Genomic DNA, 22,762 nt, shown 5'->3' on the forward strand with positions numbered 1-22,762 from the left:
GCTCCTGTGCGTGGATAACATAAACACTTTGGCGTATTATATAAACAGTTGTATTGAGCATATAACAATATTGAGCAATTATCGATAAACAGAGGAAGCATATGATTCAACGTATCTTTGCTAATGTTGACCAGAACAGAAAGCGGAAGCTTATTGTTCTGGTTGTAGGCATTGTTGTACTCGCTTTAGCACTTACCACTTTGGGAACATTCTGGTATATAAAGCAAACTGAGCGCACCAAAGCAGCACGCAAGCAGTGTGAGATTAAAGTCGCACAAGTGATGCAAGCAAATAATTTATGGAAGCAGCTCATAGCCAACAAAGTAATATTGGGTCTTACTAAAGATAATTCTTCTGACGCTAAAAAACTTGCACGCATTATTAGTGAAAAAGTTCCAGATTATGTAGCATGCACAGCAAGTTCTCCAGAAGAACTTGGCAGTCAAAGCGCACAAGCACTAGCTTCATACGATTGGTACTTAAATAGAGCAGAAAAAGTACGAACTTTGTCTGTTGCTTTGCTCAATAAAAACAAAGACAAAGATAAAGGTACCAACAAAGATACCAGCAAAGAAGAAGAAAAAACAAAAGAAGAAACAAAAGAGGTTCAGCAAGCCACTAACAACGTAATTCGTAAGTCGAACGTTGTTCCACAAAGGCGACAAAGCGCTCCAGGCAATGCAAAACCAGGCGAAGGAAAAGACAAGAAGCCTGACGCCAAGAAGCCAGATGGCAAGAAACCTGACGCCAAGAAGCCAGATGGCAAGAAACCTGACGCCAAGAAACCAGATGCCAAGAAGCCTAACGATACGGACAATAAAACTAACAACACTGATAAGAAAGGAAAATCTGGCGAACAGGGAGAATCTAAACCGTCAGTAGGTCAGCAGGATCCACTAGATATTATCGACAAAAATTCTCCTTCACCAAGTGAACCTACTAAGCCTGGAGAAACTCCTCCGCCAAGCAATCCTTCTAAGCCAGGAAACTCTAATTCCGATTCATTTGTTGACGGAGTTGGACCTGTAACGAACATTATTGGTAAATAAATCGTAACCCTTACACTCTTCTGTAGTATCGATTAATGCTCAAGCAAAAAGCTCTCGCAGGTACATACTTGCGAGGGCTTTTTGTATTAGCAATACCCTATTGGGGGTTATTTCCCAAAAAGGGTGTAAAGCTAAGCTGATGAATATTCTGTGGCATAAACCACAGACGCAACACTGTTACTAACTCTCAGTTAGCTAGCTGAGAAAATAACGGTAATCACCCAAACATTGTTAAAAACTCAGTCAACAAACTGAGAAAACAACGGTAATCACCCAAACACTGTTAAAAACTCAGTCAAGTATCTGAGAAAGTAACGGTTGTATGTTACTGGTGCAGTACGTAATCTGCGTTAATAACGAATAAGCGGGGTTATACGTTCTTCGCGCAGTACGTAATCTGCGTTAATAACGAATAAGCGGGGTTATACGTTCTTCGCGCAGTACGTAATCTGCGCTAGTAACAGCGTTTGACGATGTATTGTTATATTCAGCTAATACATACTTGGAATGCCGCTTAGCATAAGAAATAGCCCACATTCGATATGCTGTGAGTCTTACTGTCGTAAGGGTTATGAGCTGATTTTTTACACAGTTTTTGTCCGGGTAGTGGCGAATATGCAGCAAACAGATTCGATTACCGCAAAACGCTTGTATTGCAAGGTCTAAGACATGATTTCTTACACACTTTTGGCCTATAACCCCCTATTGGTACGGTGGCGCCAAGCGACAGAAACTGACGTAGTGAACAAAAGGAGTTAAGCCCAAAAACTGCGTCTAAAAAACGTGTTTTCGTTGAAATACAGATGAATTGAAACTAGCAAGTTGAAATACTGAAGAATTAAAATACCAGGAAAATTAGGCACAACTAAGCTAAAAGTCGAGTATTCAGCATTACGTACGATTTTTGTAAAACATGTTTTCGCATATATCAGACACCACAATTATGGATGCATAGTCAGGCATGGATAATCAGCTTCAGAGCATTGGATTCTCATAACTAAAGCCATGCTGAAACATCTTGCGCAAATGCCATTGCGGTATTATAGCCCAATTGCGCAGTTTTATAATATTAGAAAGCGTGCAAAATATCTCATACGATATCCTGCACGCTTTATTCAACATACGTTTATTTTTTATACCTACAACCAGTAAACGTAACTTCTACTCAACTGTTGTACGATTGTTGCATATTCCACTTAAATCAACTTCTTCAAGCGGAATAACCTTAGTATGATTCTTAATCTTGTAACCAACATACAAAATCAAGAACAACGGCACAGACATGTACGTAATGCCAATAGCCTGCCAGTTAAGAGTTGCAAATGAGTGCAAATCCTGACCAACAATAACTAGAACGCACAGCAAGAATGCTACAATCGGACCGAACGGATACCACTTTGCGCGGTATACTAAATCATCCAAAGAATGCCCTTGCGCCACATACGCCTTACGGAAACGGTAGTGAGCCGCTGCAATACCAGCCCAAGCGATAAAGCCTGTTAAACCACTTGCTGCGACCAGGAACATGTATATTTGCGAACCAAAGATACTCATAAAGAATGTGAACAAAGCTACCACAAATGTTGCAAGCAAAGCTGGAACTGGAATACCACGGAAGCTTACCTTACCGAAAACTTTCGGAGCATTACCATCCTTTGCAAGAGCATAAAGCATTCGCGTTGACGCATACATACCGGAATTTGCTGCAGAAATAACAGAAGTCAAAATCACAGCATTCATAACAGCTGCAGCAGCCGCAAGACCTGCACGTTGGAACACAAGAGTGAATGGGCTAATAGCAATATCCGTTACGTCAGATCCAAGCAAATTCTTGTCAGTGTAAGGAATAATGCACGCAATAACGAAAATAGCGAGGATGTAGAAAAGAAGAATACGCCAGAACACTTGCTTAACAGCCTTCGGAATACTCTTTTCTGGCGTTGCTGACTCTCCAGCAGTAATACCAATAAGCTCAGTACCTTGGAACGAGAAGCCAGCAATAGCAAACGCACACAACACAGCAGGAATACCACCAGCGAATGGAGCATCCTTATGAGTGAAGTTTTGCAAGAATGGTGCCTTGCCGCCAATAATGCCAACAATCGTCAAGGAACCAATAACAAGGAATACTATTACTGCAACGACCTTCACAATAGAAAGCCAATATTCTGTTTCACCAAAGCACTTAACTGTAAGAACGTTAATCAGCAAAATAAGCATAAGAACTGCCAATGAGAAAATCCATATTGGCACTTTCGGGAACCAGTATTGCAACACGATTGCTGCAGTACTAACGTCTACAGCCACCGTAATAGCCCAGTTAAACCAGTAGTTCCAGCCCATTGCAAAACCAAGCGCAGGATCAATAAAACGTCCGGAATACGATGCAAACGAGCCACTAATAGGCATGAACGTAGCCATCTCACCAAGAGATGTCATAAGGAAATAAACCATGATGCCGATTGCGCCGTACGCAAACAAAGCGCCGCCAGGACCAGCCATGTGAATTGTTGCACCGCTGGCAACAAACAGACCGGTACCAATGCTGCCACCTAAGGCAATCATAGAAATATGTCGCGTTTTTAAAGCGCGGTGAACATCGTGATTCTGCTCAGAAGTTTGTGTGGCAGTAGATGATAATGAATCACTCATTTTTCCTCCTTCTTAACACAATCAGAGGCAAAAACAAGCAACAGCGTGCGTGTCGATAGCGCTCCGCAGCGAATGCCGACTCGCTGCGACAGTACTTGGCATATTAAACCAAGTCCCAGCATACTACCTTTGGGAATCAGCAGTAAACTTCGGCGCTCTCCCCTTTGGCAAACATTCATCGCTTTCCCTAGCTCATGTCTGCTACTCTTGTTGAGCGCGACCTCTGGTCGATGGTGTTCATTTTTAGTACGACTTGCAGACAAACAGTAAAAAATACGGCGTGGCGCATAAAAATTGGAAATAATAACAAAAAACGTCACCTCATAAGAAGTGACGTTTAAAATTTGTGGAGCTAGGGGGATTCGAACCCCCGACCCCCTCCATGCCATGGAGATGCGCTACCAGCTGCGCCATAGCCCCGTTTTTATTTATGCCGTTCAAACGAACCTTTGATAGAATACAACAAATTCGTAGTCTTTCCAAATGCGGCGTGTCGAATCATACGCATGCAACACATGCACAATACCGCACTTTCAAGCGGATACCAATCCACATATGACGCACACAAAACACAACAGACCACACCGAAACTCAGTAAGCGCCACTCAGCAATATCTTCAATACGTTACCCCCAGCAAATCAGCCATATAACTACGAATTACTATTAGCTCCGCCTGAAACTTGACCACTTCCTGGCGCAGTAGTACTAGTTGATGATCCACTACCACTGCTGCTACCAGATCCAGCACCAGCATTAGCTCCCGCACCTGCAGTTGAAGTATCACTCCCCGAACTATTGCCGCCAAAACCATCGCCTGAATTTGAACTATTACTATTATTATTCGTATCCGCGCCAGATTCGTTATCTGTATGACCATTCACAGTACTGTCAACATTCTCGTGACTATGCAAATTCTTGCCATTATCTTCATCAGTTGGTTCTTGCGTTGTAGTGTCATTTTCAACAGGTTTCTTATGCTCCACTCGCATATTCTGATTGTTGCGTTGCTGCGGTTGAGGCTGCTGTTGCTGCTGTGGAGCTTGCTCCTGCTGATTCATATTATCGGTGCCTTTACCTTGCGTAAAAAGCAGCACTACGCAAGCGGTAACAACAACAGCCAACAATGCACTCAAAACAGCAATAATAATCGTCGCACGTCGGCTACCAGTATGACGAGCAGGCTCAGGCGGCACAGCATTATAATTTGAACGAATAGCTTGCGATAACGGTATTGGTTCAGCAAGAGAACCTTCCGACAATGCCATGTCTTCTTCACGCTGCTTGCGCAATGCTGAAAGCTCTAAAATACGCGTATTTTCTAATTCTGGATTACGAACTTGTGAACTTACTGTGCGTCCAGCAATTGCGTCAAAAGGCTGCGTTGGTTGCGTTAACTGCTCAGGCTGAGTTGGCTGCATAGCCTGAGTGGATTGCGCAGATGAATCATATTGTTCTCCAGGAATAAATAGATTATTTCCATCTTCCGAAGGATCATCCTGCCATGGTGAAACATCAGATGAATATGGCATATGAATACCATCTCCCGTACTTTGAGAACTAGTTTGCGCATTATCAGCATTATTTGCGATATTATTTGCGATATTATTTGCAGCATTATTTACGGCATCAGCATTATTACGCAAATCCACAGTATCACTGCTCGCAGTGCGTTCAGCAACATTATTTGCATTTGCTTCCGCTAGCTTGCGAGACGACGCATGAATCACATTTTGATACAATTGGGAAGCTACTGCCGACACAATCGAACCAACAGCTACACCTATAACTGAACCAGCAATACCAATTTTAGAAGCAAGCAAAAACGACGTCACTGCTGCAAGCGAGCCAGCTAATACTTGCGTAAACGATATGCCTTTGAAGAAATTCTTCACGTATGTACCCTACATCTACCAATAGCATTAACAAATATAAGGCAATCTGCCCAACACTATTACCGATTTGTTACCAACAATGATGGTAGCACTCAATACAGGAGTTGCACAGTATTGCCTCATAAACTCTTACAACAACGTCACAAGATAATCACATGCTCATTGCAATAACATGCTCAACACAACACAACAAACTATAGTGAAGCTGAATTCAATGAAGTTGATTGCAACGTTACTTTTTTACGCAAAGACGCTTGCTTCACTTTTTTCTCATCGTAATGTTCACCAAAACTTGCAATAATAATAGCTGCAAATATTAACGCAAATCCCACGAATGCCATATTTGACACATGCTCATGATAGAACAACGTAGAAAATAGCAGTGTGAATAAGCTTTCAGTGCACATAATGACGGAAGCGTTCGCAGTAGAAAGATTCACCAAACTATAGTTTTGCATAATCTGTGCAACTACTGTTACTACTACAGTAAGATACAACATATTAGCAATAATTGTTACATGGTCAGCACCATGAAAGTTTGGCAGTGGCTCACTTATAAGAGCACCTGCCATAAAGAGCACTGCAGAGACAGCAAATTGCCCGAAAGTTAATGTCACAGGATTATATTTACGTGAATAGTATGCAAGGAACGTCAAATTAAACGCAAATACTGCTGCACAAATGAGCGTAAGTACATCTCCATACGATAGCGTCAGCACAAGCATTCCTGGTTTTAATGCCACAAAACCGACTCCTGCCACACAAGTTACTGCAGCTATCAAACCTAATAACGTTGGCTTTTTCTTCACAATAAGCCAAGCTGAAAATGGCGCAATCACACAATAAGCTGCTGTAAGAAAAGCGCTGCGTCCCGGATCAATTGATCGCAAACCTTCAGTTTGCAACACTAACGTAGCATAGTAGGTAACGCCAGTAAGTAACGAAGGAATAATTAATGTAGCAGTAAAGGTTTTACGAAGCGTATTGAAGAAAATAACGACCATAATAGCGCACGCACCAACCATACGCACACCCATCAGCCATTGAACAGGAAAAACCTCAAGCGCATATTTTGAAGAAACATAGCTGCCACCCCAAATAGCAGCACAAATAAGCAGCATGAATTGAGCTGTACGAACACCCTTACCTTGAGGCATGCCAGATTGATTGGTTAACGATTGAGCCGTTACATCCTTCACCTTCATAATGCTTCCCCTTCAACTATAAAAGTTGATTCTTTAAAATTTCTCTTTTGTAAAGCATTTTAACTTATAAAGTACACAGAATAGCCTTAAAAACGTGAAAAGTACAACTTTTTGGCGTTTCCCCGGAAAATTTCCGACGTACAACTCGAAAAACTCGAACACCCGACTCTTTTACTTTATTTATTTCACATATCGCGAAATCGGTGATTTATATCACAAGTACATAACTTTTTACATCACACACTCGAATCCTCCTCATAATCAGCGTAATGTAGCTATAAATACGTAATGTAATTGCACACTATAAGCGTGAGGCAATACTGTTTAAAACGAAAGGAATTATTATGGCAACACTTACAGCCGATATGAAGGAATTTATTGCGAATAATTTGGCTTGGATTGCAACAGTAAGCAAAGATGGCGAGCTTGATTTGGGACCAAAAATGTCTATGTTCGTGCTTGACGACAACCACCTTGCCTACCACGAGCGCACTGCAGGCCAGCATTTTAAGAACTTGCAAGACGGCAGCCAGTTGGTTGTAGCAGTTGCTAATTTGGCAGAAAAGAAGGGTTATCGCTTCCGCGGGACCGTAACTCTTCACACTGATGATGCGATTTACGAGGAGCAAGTTCGCGTTGCCGAAGAAAAAGGCACAAAGAAACCAGCTGCAGTTCCAGTTATGGAAATCACTGAGATTCAGGATTTGACTTCTGGCGCTACTGCCGGTAAAACAATTGCGAAAGATTAATACATCGTCATTCAGTCGTGTGGATATTCGTGAGGTAGAGATTTGAGATTTTTCGCACTGAACGAAGGACGCTCGCACTATAAGCGCTCGCTGCTGAGCTTGCACGGAAAGTCCACTGGACTTTCCGTCTGAGCAAGCTCACGCTCCGACCTGCTTTCGCGCGCGCTTTGACCGAGCTTGAAATCAATGGGATTTCAAGCTCCTTCAAAGCGTGATTTGGCTCAATTGTGAAGCACGGTGTGCTTAACGCTCGCGCGGGCAACGCGCTCGCTACTGAGCTTGCGTTGAAAGCACACTGTGCTTTCAACTTGAGCAAGCTCAGCGAATCGAAGTGACTTCTCGCGCATTATGCAGCTCGAAGTCGTCGATTCGCAAATCAGCCGAACGGCTATGCCGTGAGGAATGAGCGCGAAAGCAGGTCGTCGCGCAAAACGCCGAATTACTACGTTTCAAGCAAGCAGCATACAATATCGAGTGGCGTTCGTCCTCAACGGCGAAGATGAACACCACTCAATTTTTTTATTTGATTATTTTATTTGATTATTTAGTTGTCGCTAATTTACTTCGTTTCTTTACGCAATGCTTGCAATCTAGCGTTCATTTCTTCCGCTTTCTTCTTCTCGAAGTAATACATTACTGCAGCAATAGCAATCGGGAAAATAACAGTGAACACAATCCACCCGCAAACCACTAATGGTTCATCTTTGAATGAAATCCATCCAACAATCACCGATACAATAAATTGAATAGCAATTGGCGGCACTAACGCAAAAACGAATTTTGCAAGGTTTGACATACGCTCATTCGACCAAAAAATAGCAAATACTCCATAGCCTATGCCTATAACAAATGTTGCTACAGCATAAGCTGCAATTCTGTTTCCAACCGCGCTATGCGCTAACAAGCTCGACACAAAACTGATTGCAGTAAAAATAGTGCACCCTATGCCAATGCCTTTAACAATATTTTTTACCATTGTTTTACCTAAAGTTGTAACTTGCTTTTCCATAATAATCATTTCCTTTTTAAGTATTAAAAAATTAGTATTAAAATTTTTGATAGTTTTATATTTGACTACGCTTAAAACTACATCCCTAAGCGCTTTTTGAACCCAGATAAGCATCTGCGACTAATCCACTCAACGCTTCCGTCGTCCATTTTTACGCTCATACTTCCGCCGAATCCTGGATCAACTCGAACAATGCGATTTAAGTTCACGATTGCGGATTTAGATATGCGCACAAACGACGCGAATTGCGGATTATCAAAATCCATGAGGCGCTTGTAAGACACGCACTCGCCTTTATCACTGCGGATGATTACGCGCGAATTTTCTACGCAAATCATAATCACATCTGGCTCGTGCATAACAATAATCGAATCATTAATATAACCATATATGAATGAATTATTATTGCTATTTGCCGCATTCGCAGTATTATTTTCAGCATTCGCAGGATTATTTTCAGCGCTGCTTACTTCTGCAGTTTTAGAATCAATGCCCTGCAATTGCGAAATAATGCGTTTAAGATTATCGTCAATATTGTGAACCGACAACTGAACAGACTGCTCTTCTTCTGGCGGCACAATAGCAATTGTTACTTTCATCAAGCCTCCCTTCCGTATACTACCGTTAGCGTTTGCTAGCTTTTGCTAAGTTTTCTTAGCATTTGCTAGCTTTTTGTTTTGTAATTTTGACTATACGGCACTGTAAATAGTCTGTCTTTACAAAATCGCTAAACGGTAGTTTTCGGGTTTTAAGCGGCAAATAAGTGGGAAAAATAGAAAATTACGCAGCTCCCCAAATGCGAATAAGACGTTGGCTCGTAGGATCAGCTGCAGGACCTTGATCGTAAGCATCCAAACGCCAATGAATCGAGCCGTCCGCGTTAAGGCTTGGAATTAAGCGCGCCCAACGACCATTTCCCATTCCGCCAATCGTCTTATAAGAAGGATCTACCTTGTCTAATCCAAGCAGCTTATGAACAGTTTGAGAAAGGCAAGAGCCGTGAGAAAACACTAGTAGATCGCGGTCAGAACCGGTTTTGCGCGTCCACTCTTCAACAGTCGCAGCTGCACGCTCGCCAACTTCTTGTTTCGTTTCTGCACCGTGACGAAGTTCTCCACCCTCGCCTTTTACCCAAGCGTTAAAATCTTCCGGCCATTGTTCGCTAATCTGCTGGCGGTTCAATCCTTCCCACTCACCAAAAAAGCGTTCGCGCACGCCATTTTCAACATGCACATGAAGCCCAATCTTATCTGCAAAAGCATGAGCTGTTTGCTGCGCGCGAATAAGTGGAGAAACAATCGCCACAAAACTAGCGTCCGCTTCTTCCGGCGTAATGCGCACATGCTCAGCACTATTCGGATCCTTTGGATCTTCCAAGTCGGAAGCGCCAAAAAGCACACGCAAAGCTTTACCAGAACGAGTCACCTGATCCATTCCAGAATCATCCAAAGCAATATCAATCATGCCTTGCAAACGGAACTGTGCATTATACGGAGTTTGACCGTGGCGAATAAGCATAACAGAGCGAGCAATTCCTTCGTGCGCACTATTAATGGAATTATTGACGTTACCCGCAACATTTTCTACGAAATCAACCATGGTTTGTACCGTACTTTCTTCTTACTTCTCAGTTTCGCTAGCGTCTTGAATCTCGCTAGCATTTTCAGTTTCGCTCATATGTTCCGGAAGTTGCAAATCGATAGCAGGGCAATCGTTCCACAAGCGCTCTAAGCGATAGAACGCACGTGCTTCCTCATGCATCACATGAACCACGAAATCACCGAAATCAAGCAGAATCCACTGAGCTAATTCCAAGCCCTCTCGAGACAAAGCCTTGCGCTTGTTGTCTTTCAGGAACAAATCTTTTTCAATTTCTTCAGCAACAGCCAATACTTGACGCTCATTAGAAGCAGAAACAACTAACATAGCATCCGTAATACCAAGCAAACTACTCACATCAAAAGCCTGTGCATTCGTAGCTTTTAACCTATCTGCGGCAGCGGCAGCAATACGAACCGCATTAATTGAGCTTTCTAAAGCTGTCATAATGTTAGTACTCCTTAACTATCAAGTGTTTTATTAGCGTTCCCAAGCCGGCTTCCAGCCTTCTACTACATGCTGAGTATTTTCCGAATACACCATAGAATCCGACGGAACATCGTGACGCACTACAGAACCTGCACCCGTAGTAACTCCATCTCCCACAGTAACTGGAGCCACAAACAGATTACCTGCACCAACGTGAGCACCCGAACCAATCGTTGTATGATTTTTATGCACGCCATCGTAATTTGCTGTAATCGTGCCACCACCAATATTCGTATGCTCACCCAAGTCAGCATCGCCAATATAACTTAAGTGCGGCACTTTCGTACCATTGCCAATATGCGCTTTCTTCATTTCCACGAAAGCACCAGCTTTCGTTTCTTCACCAAAAACGTTGCCTGGACGCAAATATGTCCACGGACCAATGTTAGCAGCCTTACCAATATGCGATTCCTGCACGCGAGAACGTTCTACCACAGCATTCTCATCAATTTGCGCATCAATAAGCGTCGTATAAGGACCAACTACAGCACCACTTGCAACCGTAGTATGACCTTGAAGGAAACAACCTGGAAGCACAGTAACATCTTGAGCAAGCGTTACATCATCTTCAATCCAAGTCGTATCTGGATCAAGAATCGTCACACCTTCAAGCATCCACTTTTCGCAAACGCGCTTATTATGCGCTTTCGCGAGCGCAGCCAATTGCACTCGCGTATTGACACCTTCTACACTTAATGGATCTGCAGCAGACATTGCACCAACATGACCAAACTTGCGAGCATGTTCTAATGCATCCGTTAAATAGAATTCACCTTGAGCATTTTGAGCATTCAGATTTGCGATAGCATCACAAAGCACCGCAGCGTCAAACACGTATACGGAAGTATTTACTTCGTGAATCGCAAGTTCTCCAGCATTTGCATCCTTATGTTCAACAATACGTAACACGTCACCATTAGCTTCACGAACAATACGGCCGTAGCCAGTAGCATCGTCTAATACTGCTGTAAGAACAGTTGCCACATTGCCATGATTGTTATGGAAATCAACTAAAGATTGTAAAGTTTGCGTATCTAGTAATGGCATATCGCTTGCAGCAATCAGCACAGCACCTTGTACTGGTTCACCAGTTTCGTTGTGAGCGATTTCGTTAAGATCTTTAATAGCACATTGCACTGCGCGGCCAGTGCCAGGTTTTTCATCCTGATTGACAATAAGAACACTATTGTTGTAACTAATGGCAGCTTCCGTTACACGCTGAGCCTGCGCATGCACAACTACAGCAAGCTTTCCAGGATTCACACCAATCATAGCGTCCATAACACGGTTAAGAAAAGTTTTTCCAGCGAACATATGAAGAACCTTTGGTGTCGCCGAACGCATACGCGTTCCTTCGCCAGCCGCCAAAATAATTGCTGCAGCTACTTTATTCTTTTCCACTCGTGCTCCTTCGCTATATGGTATACATCATTATTGTTACTATCTTTCATTCTATTACGTCTTATCGTCCAGAAAAAACGTACGTTTCAAACAAAAGGGGTTATAGGCCAAAAGTGTGTAAGAAATCATGTCTTAGGCCTTGCAATACAAGGGTTTTGTGGTAATCGAATCTGTTTGCTGCACATTCGACACCTGGACAAAACTGTGTAAAAAATCAGCTCATAACCCTTATGGCAGTAGGGCTTGTGGCATATCGAATGTGGGCTATTCCTTTAGGCGCTTGAGCGTCGAAGCAAGAATCGTACGAATATTTAATAGCAATTCGGCTTGAGTGGCGTTTTCTCAGTCGGTTAACTGAACTAGTAACAGTGTTTAGGTGATTACCGTCGTTTTCTCAGCTAGATAACTGAGCTAATAACAGTGTTCGGGCGATTACCGTTGTTTTCTCAGTCGGTTAACTGAACTAGTAACAGTGTTTGGGTAATTACCGTTGTTTTCTCAGCTAGATAACTGAGTTTTTAACAATGCTGAGGCTATGGTTTATGCCACAGAATATTCATCAGCTTAGTTTTACACACTTTTGGGGAAATAACCCTATAACCCAACAAAAGACAGAGACAAAAACGCAAAAACGCTACCCGGGAAACCCAAGTAGCGTCTGCAGCAAGCTCCCTCACCTGGATTCGAACCAAGACAAAGGGTTCCAAAGACCCGTGTGCTGCCATTACACCATGAGGGAACGGCGGAAAAAACCGCCAAGTCACCATTATGCCATAATATTAAAAAACGTCAAATTGGCGTGGCGCACAGGCACATTACTGGTTTTACGCAAATAAGAAGCCTTGACCGTGATGCTCTGGATAAGTATCGAACAGCTTAGCAACCGAACCATCCTCAAACACTGCTTTAATAGCACTTGCAAGAAGCGGAGCGATTGAAAGAACAGTTAAACCATCCCAACGCTTTTCTTCTGGAATTGGCACAGTATCAGTCAAAACCACTTCGCGAGCGCCACAAGCCTTCAAACGTTCAACTGCAGGACCAGAAAGCACGCCGTGAGTTGCAACAACAGTAACCGACTTAGCACCAGCTTCCTTCAATACGTTGCAAGCACCAGCAATAGTTCCAGCAGTATCAATCAAGTCGTCAACCATCACGCAATCGCGACCAGCAACGTCACCAACTACGCGATTTGCAACCGTCTTGTTAGGGCAAGTGATATCACGAGTTTTATGCACAAAAGCCAAAGGACCGCCGCCCAAGCGCTGCGCCCACTGCTCTGCTACGCGAATACGACCTGCATCAGGAGACACAACAGTTACGTTTGCAAGATCATCACGGAAACGATCACGTACGTAATCAACCAAAACTGGCATAGCAATCAAATGGTCAACAGGACCATCAAAGAATCCTTGAGACTGAGCAGCATGTAAATCAACGCTCATAATGCGATCAGCACCAGCAGTTTTCAGTAAATCAAACATCAAGCGGCAAGAAATAGGCTCGCGACCACGATGCTTCTTATCTTGACGAGAATAGCCAAGAAGTGGGCATACTGCAGTAATAGAGCGAGCAGACGCACGTTTCAAAGCATCAATCATAATCAACTGTTCCATAATGGACTTGTTAACAGGATCACTGTGACTTTGTAACACAAACACGTCAGTGCCACGAACGGACTGCGTATAACGAACATACATTTCACCGTTAGCAAAATCGTATGCTGTTGTTTCCAATACATCAATACCAAGCTGATTCGCTACATCACGCGCAAGCTTCGGATGGGCGCGACCGGTAACGAGAACAAGGTTTTTATCTGGCTTTCCTTCAAGGACGATGCTCACCATATCTCCAAACATTAGTTCGCTTTAGTTCGCGAAATGAACATAATTAATAGTAACTTTTTGCACAGACGATAAACGACAAGCCGAAAAATCAATAGTTACGCACGATACAAACCATGCTTAACTATATACTGAACTACACCGTCAGGAACCAAATACCATACTGGCTCACCATGCTCAGCACGTCTACGTACGTCAGTAGAAGAAATAGACAATGCTGGAATTTCTAAAATATCAACAGGCAAATGCTGTGCGTCACAATGAACCATGTCGTCACAATGAACTACTACGCCAGTATCATTGGTATGTGGTTCGCGAGGAAGCAATGGTGAATTAGAATCTGCCAGCTTTTCTGGTCTAGAATAACCAGGACGAGTAACAGCCACAAACCGCGCTAAGTTCCACATTTCGCGCGCATGCTTCCATTGCATAATTTCAGCAACAGCATCAGCACCAGTAATGAAGAACAGTTCGGCATCCGGATGCTGAGCATGAATATCTCGCAAAGTATCAATAGTGTAGGTTACTCCCGGTCGATCAATATCTACGCGAGAAACAGTAAATTTTGGGTTTGAAGCAGTGGCGATCACCGTCATTAAATAGCGGTCTTCAGCATTGGTAACTTTTTTATCGAGCTTAAACACTGGTCTACCAGTTGGCACGAAAATAACTTCATCTAAATCATACACCCAAGCAACTTCCGAAGCTGCTACCAAGTGACCATTATGAATGGGATCAAAAGTGCCACCCATAATACCAATACGTTGACGCTCATGTACATTGCCGCGCGTAGAAATGCGCCTATGCTTCAATCTTGCTACTACGGCAGGCGCAGCTTCTTTACCTGTAAACGAACCCTGAAACAAATCAGACATACGACGTTCTTCATCAGCGTGTAGCTCAGGATTCATACGTTTCAGATTCCTTATCTTCTGCTTGAGTTTCATTCACGAGACCAGAAGCCACATTAGCACCGTCTGGATTAATGTTACCCATTTCTTCATTCCACTCATCTTGCACAACGCGTTGAATTTCAATGAAAGTTGGCAGCGGAAAATCTGGCTGATACGCACTGCGAATACCCGCTACAGCTTCAGTAATACGCGGCAATATGGCTGTCATAGCGTCAATATCATGTTCACGTTCTAATTCACTAAATTTAGCAATATGTTCTTCCATGCGCCGCATGCACTCAAGAACGTTTTCAAATGCAGACTCATCAGGAAGTGTTACATCACGAGCATCAGCGTCAGGCCAGCCCATTAATACAGCATCAGCATATTCAAGTGACGAACGTTGCGAAGCGGAAGCAATACCATCTTCAATTTGCACTAGAAAAACGTATCTCACAATAGATAAGCGCTCAGCGGCAATATTAAGAGCTTCAGCTGGAGTCAAATTCACGTCATTATTAGGCATACTCTTACCTTACCGCCACGTGACTATTAAGACCAGAACATCTACTTTTTAATTTGCTTACTGTGGCGCGCCGCTCCAAACGCGAGAAAACCACCCCACATTTGGAGGGTCTAAGACCGCACAACACTCCAAACGCGAGAAAACCACCCCACATTTGGAGTGCGCGAACGTACATGCTCAGTGCAAAAACTACTCGCGTATTTGACCGTCTCCGTAGCCAATCCACTTGGTTGTTGTCATTTCACGCAAACCCATAGGACCGCGCGCATGCAATTTTTGTGTTGAAATACCAAGTTCAGCACCAAAACCAAATTCTCCACCATCCGTGAATCGCGTTGAAGCATTGACCATCACTACCGCCGAATCAACATTGCTAATAAAACGCTGAATAGTTGAGTAATCTTCAGCAAGAATAGTTTCAGTATGCCCCGTAGAATATTGCGCAATATGAGCAGCTGCAGCATCTGCATCTTCCACAATTTTTACACCCATATTGAGTGACAAATACTCGCGCTTCCAATCTTCCGTAGTAGCATGCTCAAGCTGTAAACCAGCAATATGAGCAGCTTGCAAAATATTGTAAGACGTATCGTCAGCATGCAATGTAACCTTATGTTCAGCTAAAGCAGCAGCAATTTGTGGTAAAAATTCTTGCGCAACACTACGGTGCACCAATAATTTTTCTGCAGCATTACATACGCCTACACGCTGAGTTTTTGCATTGATAATAATCGGTATCGCTTTTTTAATATCAGCGCTTTTATCTACATAAATATGTACGTTTCCAGCACCCGTTTCAATAACTGGCACTGTAGATTCTTGCACAACTGTAGCAATCAAATTTGCGCTACCTCGAGGCACAAGCACATCAACATGACCATGCGCATGCATCATAGCTGTGGCTCCATCCCTACCCAAATCATCAACTGATTGAATAAGATCAGCACTAAGACCAGCTTCTTTAAGCACTGACTGAATCACTGCAATACTTGCTTGATTCGTATGCTGAGCAGCACTCCCACCACGCAATATGGCAGCATTACCAGATTTAATACACAAAGCTGCTACATCAACAGTTACATTTGGGCGAGCCTCATAAATCATACCCATCACACCTATTGGCACACGAACTTGCGAAAGTCGAATACCATTAGGTAGTGTGTAACCTCGCACAACTTCACCTACAGGATCTTGTAATTGAGCAATATTTCGCACGCTTTGTGCAGATTGTATAATGCGTGACTCATCGAATTTTAGTCGATCGAGTTTACCAGCATCCATACCGCGCAATTGAGCTTCCTCAAGATCTTTCGCATTAGCAGCAGCAATACTTGCAGCAGCAGCTTCTAACGCATCAGCCATAGCTTCAAGCAGCGCATTTTTTGCACGAGTATCTGATTTTGTGAATACTCGCCATGCAGTGCGAGCAGCGTCCGCACGATTATTCACTACATCATCAACAGTCAACGCTTTCCCCCTGTAGATTATTATTCGCTTCATTCCTACCGTAGCATGAAAATTGTTACATGTACGAGATTAGCACACGCCCGTTCGCCTAGCGCTTCAGGTACCATAGTTGGTAGCAATTATCAACATTGAAATCAACGATTTATCAGCATCAACAGTTACGGAGGCATTATGGTAACAGATACCGCTATTTTCCATAGCACGCGTTCCACTACGCCAATCTGCACAGCAAAACAAGCAATTCGTCAAGGAATTGCAAAAGATGGTGGTTTATTCGTAACTGATACTCTTGGTAGCAAGCATTACGATATTTCAAAACTTCAAGAAAAGTCATATCAAGAGATTGCTACGGAAATCCTACAACTATTACTGCCTGACTATTCAACACAAGAGCTTGCTGATTGCGTACAACTTGCTTATGGCAGCCAATGGTCTGATGCTGCTATTACGCCACTTCAGCAACTTGGAAATACGCGAGATTTTGTGCTGGAACTGTTCCATGGTCCTACTTGCGCGTTTAAGGATGTAGCGTTACAAATACTGCCACAGTTGATGTCGCGAACTCAAACTCAAGGTGAAAAAACTACATCAGACAGCGAAAAGAACGTAATGATTCTTACTGCAACTTCTGGAGATACTGGAAAAGCAGCTTTAGCTGGTTTTGCTGACGTACCTGGCACTTCTATGCTTACTTTTTATCCAGAAGGCAAAGTTAGCAGAGTTCAGGAATTGCAGATGACTACGCAGCTTGGCAATAATGTGCAGGTTTGTGCAGTTCGTGGTAATTTTGATGATGCTCAAACAGGTGTCAAACAAATATTCACCAATAGCGAGCTTACGAAAAATCTTGAAGATTCTGCAAATACAACATTATCTTCCGCTAATTCAATTAATGTTGGTCGCCTTGTGCCACAAGTTGTGTACTATTTTGTGGCTTATAAGCAGCTTGTTGAACGCGAAGTCATACAGCTTGGCGATGAAGTTGAATTTTGTGTTCCAACTGGCAATTTTGGTGATATTCTTGCCGGGTATTACGCGAAAATGTTGGGTTTGCCTGTAAAACATCTTATTGTTGCTAGCAATAGTAATAATGTACTATTTGATTTTTTGGTAAGCGGCACTTACAATCGTCAACGCCCATTCCATCACACTGTTGCTCCTTCTATGGATATTTTAGTTTCTTCTAATTTGGAACGCATGTTGTATTACATGTGCGATAAAGACACGCGTTTAATCCAAATGCTTATGAACGATTTACAGCAGTGGGGTGCTTTTGAGATTCCAGAAAATGTGCTTGCAAAGATTCGTTCACTGTTTGGTTGCGGTTGGGCGAATGAGGATCAAATTCGCGAAGCTATTGATGATTGTTGGAATCAATACCAGTATGTGATTGATCCGCATACCGCTTGTGGATATTTCGTCATGCAGCATATGCCACATGACGAAAACGTCCCGAGAGTACTGCTAAGCACTGCAAGCCCGTATAAGTTCCCTCGCGTTGTTGCTGAAGCGTTGCATCTTGAACATGTGCAAGATATGGATGATTTCCAATGCATGGATGCTCTGAGCAAAGTAACTGGTACGATATCTCCAAGTATGCTAAGAAATCTTGAGCATAAGATTCCTCGTTTTACTGATGTTATTGATATTGCTGAAATGCCTAGCTACGTTCAACAACAAGCTCATCATTTCGCAAAATAACAGTCACAAGAGGTGCTATAGGATGTGAGAGGCTAAGGTGCATACCACAGCCTCTCACCTATTCATCATCCTTGTTAAACAGATTTTCATACACTTTTGTAATAACGTTTAAATCGTGTCCTTTTCTAGCAGCTGCTGCAAAAAATCTTCGTCTACGCACTAAAGGTTCGAGATTTTTCGTACGCTGAGCAGTTTTACGCCCAAGCTCCCAAGCTGCTTCATTAAATACTCCCGACTCTTGAGCAGAAGCCATACATTGTGCAATGGCAGCAGGATCAACCTTCTTATGTTGTAATTCCATTCGCGTAGCTTTTGCGCCTAACATGCGCGCTATGCAAGAACGGATTACTGTGTGCGCATATTGATAGTCATCAAGAAGATGTAATTCCAGCAAACGTTGAATAACCGCCTCAACAACAACCTCAGAATACCCTTTTTCTTGAAGACGCTGGCGCATATCCATCACAGAGCGAGGAGCATAATCTAAAAGCCGTAAAGCAGCTTCCTTGCAATCGTCTTCATGAGTTGATTGAGCGGCAGAAACTTGCTGAACAATACGAGAACCATGACGAACGAGATTATTCTTAGCTTTTTTCCTGCTGCCAAAACGAAATCGCACAGCTTTTCTATCTGTAACTTCTTCCCCAGCAGCAATTGCAGTTGCTGCAGCAATATCTTCAGAAGATTGCATACTGTCTGAAATATCTGAAACATCTGAAATGTCTGAAATGTCTGAATTACTGATGCAGGTAGAGCTGCTGAGAAGTGCTGAGTTTCCATCGCGATCATCGTATTCGTGAGTAGTGATGCTTTCACTGCTGCTACTTTCATCACTTTCACACAGTTCATCGTCTACATTATATGAAACTGCACTCGTTCCATACGATATGTTGTTTGTAGGATGTTTTGTGCTTCGTAACGCTGTTTTATGCAATAACTGCTTACGAGTACGAGGAATATTGTTATCATTTTCGCAATCTTCCTCTTTCGCAAGCACTACTGGATGTTCACGAAGAAAACTCGCTACACTTATCACCATATTTCATCCGCTTTATAAGCCCAACTTACTGTTACTTTTGCTGACACATCTTTTGCTACAGCATCTTACTTTGTATCTCTTTACTTTGTATCTGTATCAGTATCTTCAGCTTGATTTAATTCAGCATCTTCAGCGAATTGATCTTTGGACCGCATTAAACCTAATGAAGCTTTAATTTTTTCACTAATTTCTTCAGTAATAGCTGGATTATCCTTCAAGAATTTACGGACATTTTCACGACCTTGACCAAGCTGATCACCTTCGTAAGTAAACCATGAACCAGATTTCTTAATAACATCAGCCTGCAAGCCCATATCAATAACGGAACCTTCAGTAGAAATACCTTCACCGTACAGTACATCAAATTCAGCAGTCTTAAATGGCGGAGCCATCTTGTTCTTTACAATCTTCACTTTGGTGCGATTACCAACAGCTTCTTCACCATTTTTAATAGTGGAAACGCGTCTAATATCCATACGCACAGATGCATAGAATTTCAGAGCTTTACCGCCAGTAGTAGTTTCTGGATTACCAAAGAATACGCCAATTTTTTCTCGAAGCTGATTAATAAAAATAGCAGTAGTGCCAGCTTGAGAAAGAGCACCCGTCATTTTACGCAACGCTTGACTCATTAAACGAGCTTGTAAACCGACGTGACTATCTCCCATATCTCCATCAATCTCAGCTTTTGGAACCAAAGCTGCTACAGAATCAACTACAATCACGTCTAAAGCACCAGAACGAATAAGCATATCTGCAATCTCTAGCGCCTGCTCACCATTGTCTGGTTGAGAAACAATCAAAGCATCAGTATCAACGCCTAATTTACGAGCGTACACTGGATCAAGCGCATGCTCAGCATCAATAAATGCTGCCACACCACCATTACGCTGAGCATTAGCAACAATATGCAAAGCTAATGTTGTTTTACCTGAAGATTCAGGACCATACACTTCCACAATACGACCACGAGGCACACCACCAATTCCTAAAGCAGTATCTAATGCCAATGAGCCAGTAGGAATAACTTCTACATCCTGCATAGGCTTATCGCCTAAACGCATTGCGGAACCTTTGCCATACTGTCGTTCAACATTAGCCAGTGCAGTTTCTAACGCTGCTTGGCGACGCGGATCGGCCTTATCTGCATCAATAAGGCGATCGATATTACTTTTATTTTTTGTTTGCGCCATGTCTGCTACTCCTTTCGCATACCGTTATGTATCGAACGACCTTAGTTCCACACATGTTGCTCACACAAGTGCTCTGAAACAATGTGGATAAAAGCTACAAGCCATAACCACTACAGCACCCATTGATTGCAATCACTTAACAATTCAAGTATACACAATATACGAACATTTGTTCGATATTGCGTGTCTTATTAACATCAACTCAACACACTCAAGCAACCATGCTTAACGAGCAGGCATAGGAGGAGCATTATGATCTTTACCCCACCGCTTACTATCAGGAATACCCATATGATCACATAAAACATTCCACACAACGCGAGGCTCAACGCCAGCTTCTAACGCATCATAAGCGTTCATACCATGCAACTTTTGCAAGCCCTGATCGCGCGCAATACTACGACCTAATTCACGCCCAAAAATCTCTTCAAGCAACTGCCAAAATTCACGCTCGCGCATACATTCCCCTAATTGTTATTACCATAAGCAACACTCAACGCATTATTCAATAATGTGAGAAGATTATACACAGTAGCGTTACGAACTTCTTCACGACCACCCGATAATCTCAATTCAAAAACAAGCACAATATTGTTACTATCGCTGTAATCCCACATATTATTCACGCACTCACATTTAAGCTCTAAACGAGCCTTACAAACAAGGTCACTATGGAAATTACTAACACTCGGTAAGCATAAACCAACATACACTAAACCAGCAGGCTTATTACCATCAGAGCCAGGTCCTGCAACACCAGTAGTAGATAGACCAACTATAGGAAAACAGGAAGCATCTCCATCAGAAGCATCATACGACCATCCACCACCGCGATACACGCGAGCAGCACCCACTGCCATTTGCATAGCAACATCCGGATGAACCGCACCTTCAGTCTGCAACAGATGAGCATTTACACCCAATATTTTCGCTTTGGCATGAATATCATACGTAACAGCAGAACCACAAAATACCCGAGAAGCTCCAGGAACAGACACAAAAGCATCAGCCAACAGTCCACCAGTTAACGATTCAGCAGCAGCAATATGCAAACCTTGCTGCAAACTTTGATCTAACACACTCGCAGCAAGCGAGTAAACAGAAGTTGATGCAGAAAAAGTCGATAAATTTTTCATATTACACTCGATATACTCAGTTTCATACTCAGTCTACTCGCATAAGCTTACGACAGTAATCCATGGTTATCGCATACAATACGACCAAATATGCTTGTAGCTTACAGCTTCTCTTAGCACAACACTACAAAAGCATCTCTAAGAAAAACCGTAAGCTACAAACTATAAGTTGCTCGCAACAAGTTACATGCAATATAACAACAAATATTATTACTCCTGTGGAGGCGGTGGCACCGGCAATCCCGAATGCCTACCTTGAGAACGATCAACCGCATGCTTATCAAAAAATGCGCTATATATGTACAAAACTGCAGAATAGAAGGCAAAACCTAAGGAAATGCCAAGCAAGCCAAACGCCACAGCATAGTACGAAATAATCCAAGCAGGAAGTGAAGCAGCATAGAACGTAGCAATAATAGGGGCAATAATCATAGCAATGCCAATAGATTGAGTTAACGTCTTATACTTTCCAGCAGAAGAAGCTGCAATTACTTTGCCACCATTATGAATAACATAAAAACGCACTGCAGTAATAGCAATCTCGCGCACTAAGAACAAGATTGTTATCCACCAATAAATTTCGCCGAATACTGAAGCGATAATTAACGCAGCCAATATGAGAATTTTATCAGCAATTGGATCAAGCAACTTACCTAATTCAGTAACTTGGTTATATGTACGAGCCATCCAACCATCAAGCTTATCCGTTGCAGCTGCAACAACAAACAACACAAAAGCAGCCCAACGCACTGGAACAGAATTGAAGCCCCATGCGCCCGCACACAAATATAAGCCAATAAAAATAAGCGACAATATAATGCGTGCATAAGTCACTATATTTGGAGCACAATTCCAACCATCAAAAAGCGATGATTTTGCATTCTTCTTCATACCCATATCCTTCATAATATCGCACA

The 22,762-nt window shown here is 42.6% G+C and carries 20 protein-coding genes, 2 tRNA genes and 1 riboswitch; of the genes, 3 read left to right on the forward strand and 19 right to left on the reverse strand.

The window, feature by feature from the left end; translation table 11 throughout:
* Nucleotides 1–101 precede the first annotated feature (101 nt).
* Nucleotides 102–1,049, forward strand: coding sequence for a hypothetical protein (locus HXT28_RS03525; protein WP_422113252.1), 948 nt, complete (start codon nucleotides 102–104; stop codon nucleotides 1,047–1,049).
* A gap of 1,161 nt (nucleotides 1,050–2,210) precedes the next feature.
* On the opposite strand, the gene HXT28_RS03530 is transcribed toward HXT28_RS03525, so the two are convergent.
* From HXT28_RS03530 to HXT28_RS03545, 4 genes are all read right to left on the reverse strand, one after another.
* Nucleotides 2,211–3,701 carry an amino acid permease gene (locus tag HXT28_RS03530; RefSeq protein ID WP_422113253.1) on the reverse strand — a complete coding sequence of 497 codons (1,491 nt, stop codon included), beginning with the start codon at nucleotides 3,699–3,701 and terminating at the stop codon, nucleotides 2,211–2,213.
* A gap of 48 nt (nucleotides 3,702–3,749) precedes the next feature.
* A riboswitch (Lysine riboswitch) is annotated at nucleotides 3,750–3,936 on the reverse strand.
* 112 nt (nucleotides 3,937–4,048) lie between these two features.
* Nucleotides 4,049–4,121 (reverse strand) — tRNA-Ala (locus HXT28_RS03535).
* Between the two features lie 231 nt (nucleotides 4,122–4,352).
* Nucleotides 4,353–5,594, reverse strand: a complete 1,242-nt coding sequence (locus tag HXT28_RS03540; protein ID WP_422113254.1) for a hypothetical protein — start codon at nucleotides 5,592–5,594, stop codon at nucleotides 4,353–4,355.
* A gap of 194 nt (nucleotides 5,595–5,788) precedes the next feature.
* Nucleotides 5,789–6,751, reverse strand: coding sequence for a DMT family transporter (locus HXT28_RS03545; RefSeq protein ID WP_422113698.1), 963 nt, complete (start codon nucleotides 6,749–6,751; stop codon nucleotides 5,789–5,791).
* Nucleotides 6,752–7,143: 392 nt separating this feature from the next.
* Here HXT28_RS03545 and HXT28_RS03550 point away from each other — a divergent pair, with 392 nt between their 5' ends.
* A complete protein-coding gene (locus tag HXT28_RS03550) occupies nucleotides 7,144–7,548 on the forward strand; it encodes a pyridoxamine 5'-phosphate oxidase family protein (protein ID WP_064347609.1) in 405 nt (134 codons plus the stop codon).
* Between the two features lie 559 nt (nucleotides 7,549–8,107).
* On the opposite strand, the gene HXT28_RS03555 is transcribed toward HXT28_RS03550, so the two are convergent.
* The 10 genes from HXT28_RS03555 to HXT28_RS03600 form a co-directional block, all read right to left on the reverse strand.
* Nucleotides 8,108–8,557: a DUF3021 family protein gene (locus HXT28_RS03555; protein ID WP_032814495.1), complete on the reverse strand. Its 450-nt coding sequence runs from the start codon at nucleotides 8,555–8,557 to the stop codon at nucleotides 8,108–8,110.
* 77 nt (nucleotides 8,558–8,634) lie between these two features.
* Nucleotides 8,635–9,156: a LytTR family DNA-binding domain-containing protein gene (locus tag HXT28_RS03560; RefSeq protein WP_422113255.1), complete on the reverse strand. Its 522-nt coding sequence runs from the start codon at nucleotides 9,154–9,156 to the stop codon at nucleotides 8,635–8,637.
* A gap of 181 nt (nucleotides 9,157–9,337) precedes the next feature.
* The gene (locus HXT28_RS03565) at nucleotides 9,338–10,156 is read right to left on the reverse strand and encodes a histidine phosphatase family protein (RefSeq protein ID WP_016637676.1); all 819 of its coding nucleotides are present in this window, start codon (nucleotides 10,154–10,156) and stop codon (nucleotides 9,338–9,340) included.
* A 21-nt stretch (nucleotides 10,157–10,177) separates the two neighbouring features.
* Nucleotides 10,178–10,603 carry a ribosome silencing factor gene (gene rsfS / locus HXT28_RS03570; RefSeq protein ID WP_064347615.1) on the reverse strand — a complete coding sequence of 142 codons (426 nt, stop codon included), beginning with the start codon at nucleotides 10,601–10,603 and terminating at the stop codon, nucleotides 10,178–10,180.
* A 33-nt stretch (nucleotides 10,604–10,636) separates the two neighbouring features.
* Complete coding sequence (gene glmU / locus HXT28_RS03575; RefSeq protein WP_016637674.1) at nucleotides 10,637–12,046, reverse strand: bifunctional UDP-N-acetylglucosamine diphosphorylase/glucosamine-1-phosphate N-acetyltransferase GlmU; 1,410 nt, start codon at nucleotides 12,044–12,046, stop codon at nucleotides 10,637–10,639.
* A 668-nt stretch (nucleotides 12,047–12,714) separates the two neighbouring features.
* A tRNA-Gln gene (locus HXT28_RS03580) sits at nucleotides 12,715–12,785 on the reverse strand.
* An 85-nt stretch (nucleotides 12,786–12,870) separates the two neighbouring features.
* Nucleotides 12,871–13,893 (reverse strand): ribose-phosphate diphosphokinase, encoded by a 1,023-nt coding sequence (locus tag HXT28_RS03585; protein WP_032814501.1) that lies wholly within the window; start codon nucleotides 13,891–13,893, stop codon nucleotides 12,871–12,873.
* Nucleotides 13,894–13,988: 95 nt separating this feature from the next.
* Nucleotides 13,989–14,801 (reverse strand): nicotinate-nucleotide adenylyltransferase, encoded by an 813-nt coding sequence (gene nadD, locus HXT28_RS03590; protein ID WP_422113256.1) that lies wholly within the window; start codon nucleotides 14,799–14,801, stop codon nucleotides 13,989–13,991.
* On the reverse strand, nucleotides 14,791–15,309 hold the full coding sequence (locus HXT28_RS03595; RefSeq protein ID WP_016637671.1) for a hypothetical protein: 519 nt from the start codon (nucleotides 15,307–15,309) through the stop codon (nucleotides 14,791–14,793). The genes nadD and HXT28_RS03595 overlap by 11 nt, the downstream gene beginning before the upstream one ends.
* A 189-nt stretch (nucleotides 15,310–15,498) precedes the next feature.
* On the reverse strand, nucleotides 15,499–16,809 hold the full coding sequence (locus HXT28_RS03600) for a glutamate-5-semialdehyde dehydrogenase (protein WP_422113257.1): 1,311 nt from the start codon (nucleotides 16,807–16,809) through the stop codon (nucleotides 15,499–15,501).
* Between the two features lie 138 nt (nucleotides 16,810–16,947).
* Here HXT28_RS03600 and thrC point away from each other — a divergent pair, with 138 nt between their 5' ends.
* Complete coding sequence (gene thrC / locus HXT28_RS03605) at nucleotides 16,948–18,477, forward strand: threonine synthase (RefSeq protein WP_422113258.1); 1,530 nt, start codon at nucleotides 16,948–16,950, stop codon at nucleotides 18,475–18,477.
* Between the two features lie 58 nt (nucleotides 18,478–18,535).
* Here the strand turns inward: thrC and HXT28_RS03610 are convergent, their stop codons facing one another.
* The 5 genes from HXT28_RS03610 to pgsA form a co-directional block, all read right to left on the reverse strand.
* On the reverse strand, nucleotides 18,536–19,516 hold the full coding sequence (locus HXT28_RS03610; RefSeq protein WP_422113259.1) for a regulatory protein RecX: 981 nt from the start codon (nucleotides 19,514–19,516) through the stop codon (nucleotides 18,536–18,538).
* A gap of 80 nt (nucleotides 19,517–19,596) precedes the next feature.
* Nucleotides 19,597–20,709, reverse strand: a complete 1,113-nt coding sequence (recA, locus tag HXT28_RS03615) for a recombinase RecA (protein ID WP_422113260.1) — start codon at nucleotides 20,707–20,709, stop codon at nucleotides 19,597–19,599.
* Between the two features lie 225 nt (nucleotides 20,710–20,934).
* Nucleotides 20,935–21,168, reverse strand: a complete 234-nt coding sequence (locus HXT28_RS03620) for a DUF3046 domain-containing protein (RefSeq protein WP_016637665.1) — start codon at nucleotides 21,166–21,168, stop codon at nucleotides 20,935–20,937.
* An 8-nt stretch (nucleotides 21,169–21,176) separates the two neighbouring features.
* Nucleotides 21,177–21,845, reverse strand: coding sequence for a CinA family protein (locus HXT28_RS03625; protein ID WP_422113261.1), 669 nt, complete (start codon nucleotides 21,843–21,845; stop codon nucleotides 21,177–21,179).
* 210 nt (nucleotides 21,846–22,055) lie between these two features.
* Nucleotides 22,056–22,736 (reverse strand): CDP-diacylglycerol--glycerol-3-phosphate 3-phosphatidyltransferase, encoded by a 681-nt coding sequence (gene pgsA, locus HXT28_RS03630; protein WP_422113262.1) that lies wholly within the window; start codon nucleotides 22,734–22,736, stop codon nucleotides 22,056–22,058.
* Nucleotides 22,737–22,762: the final 26 nt, after the last annotated feature.

Origin of the sequence: Gardnerella washingtoni (genome assembly GCF_049262705.1) — a bacterium.
Classification (GTDB): domain Bacteria; phylum Actinomycetota; class Actinomycetes; order Actinomycetales; family Bifidobacteriaceae; genus Bifidobacterium; species Bifidobacterium vaginale_D.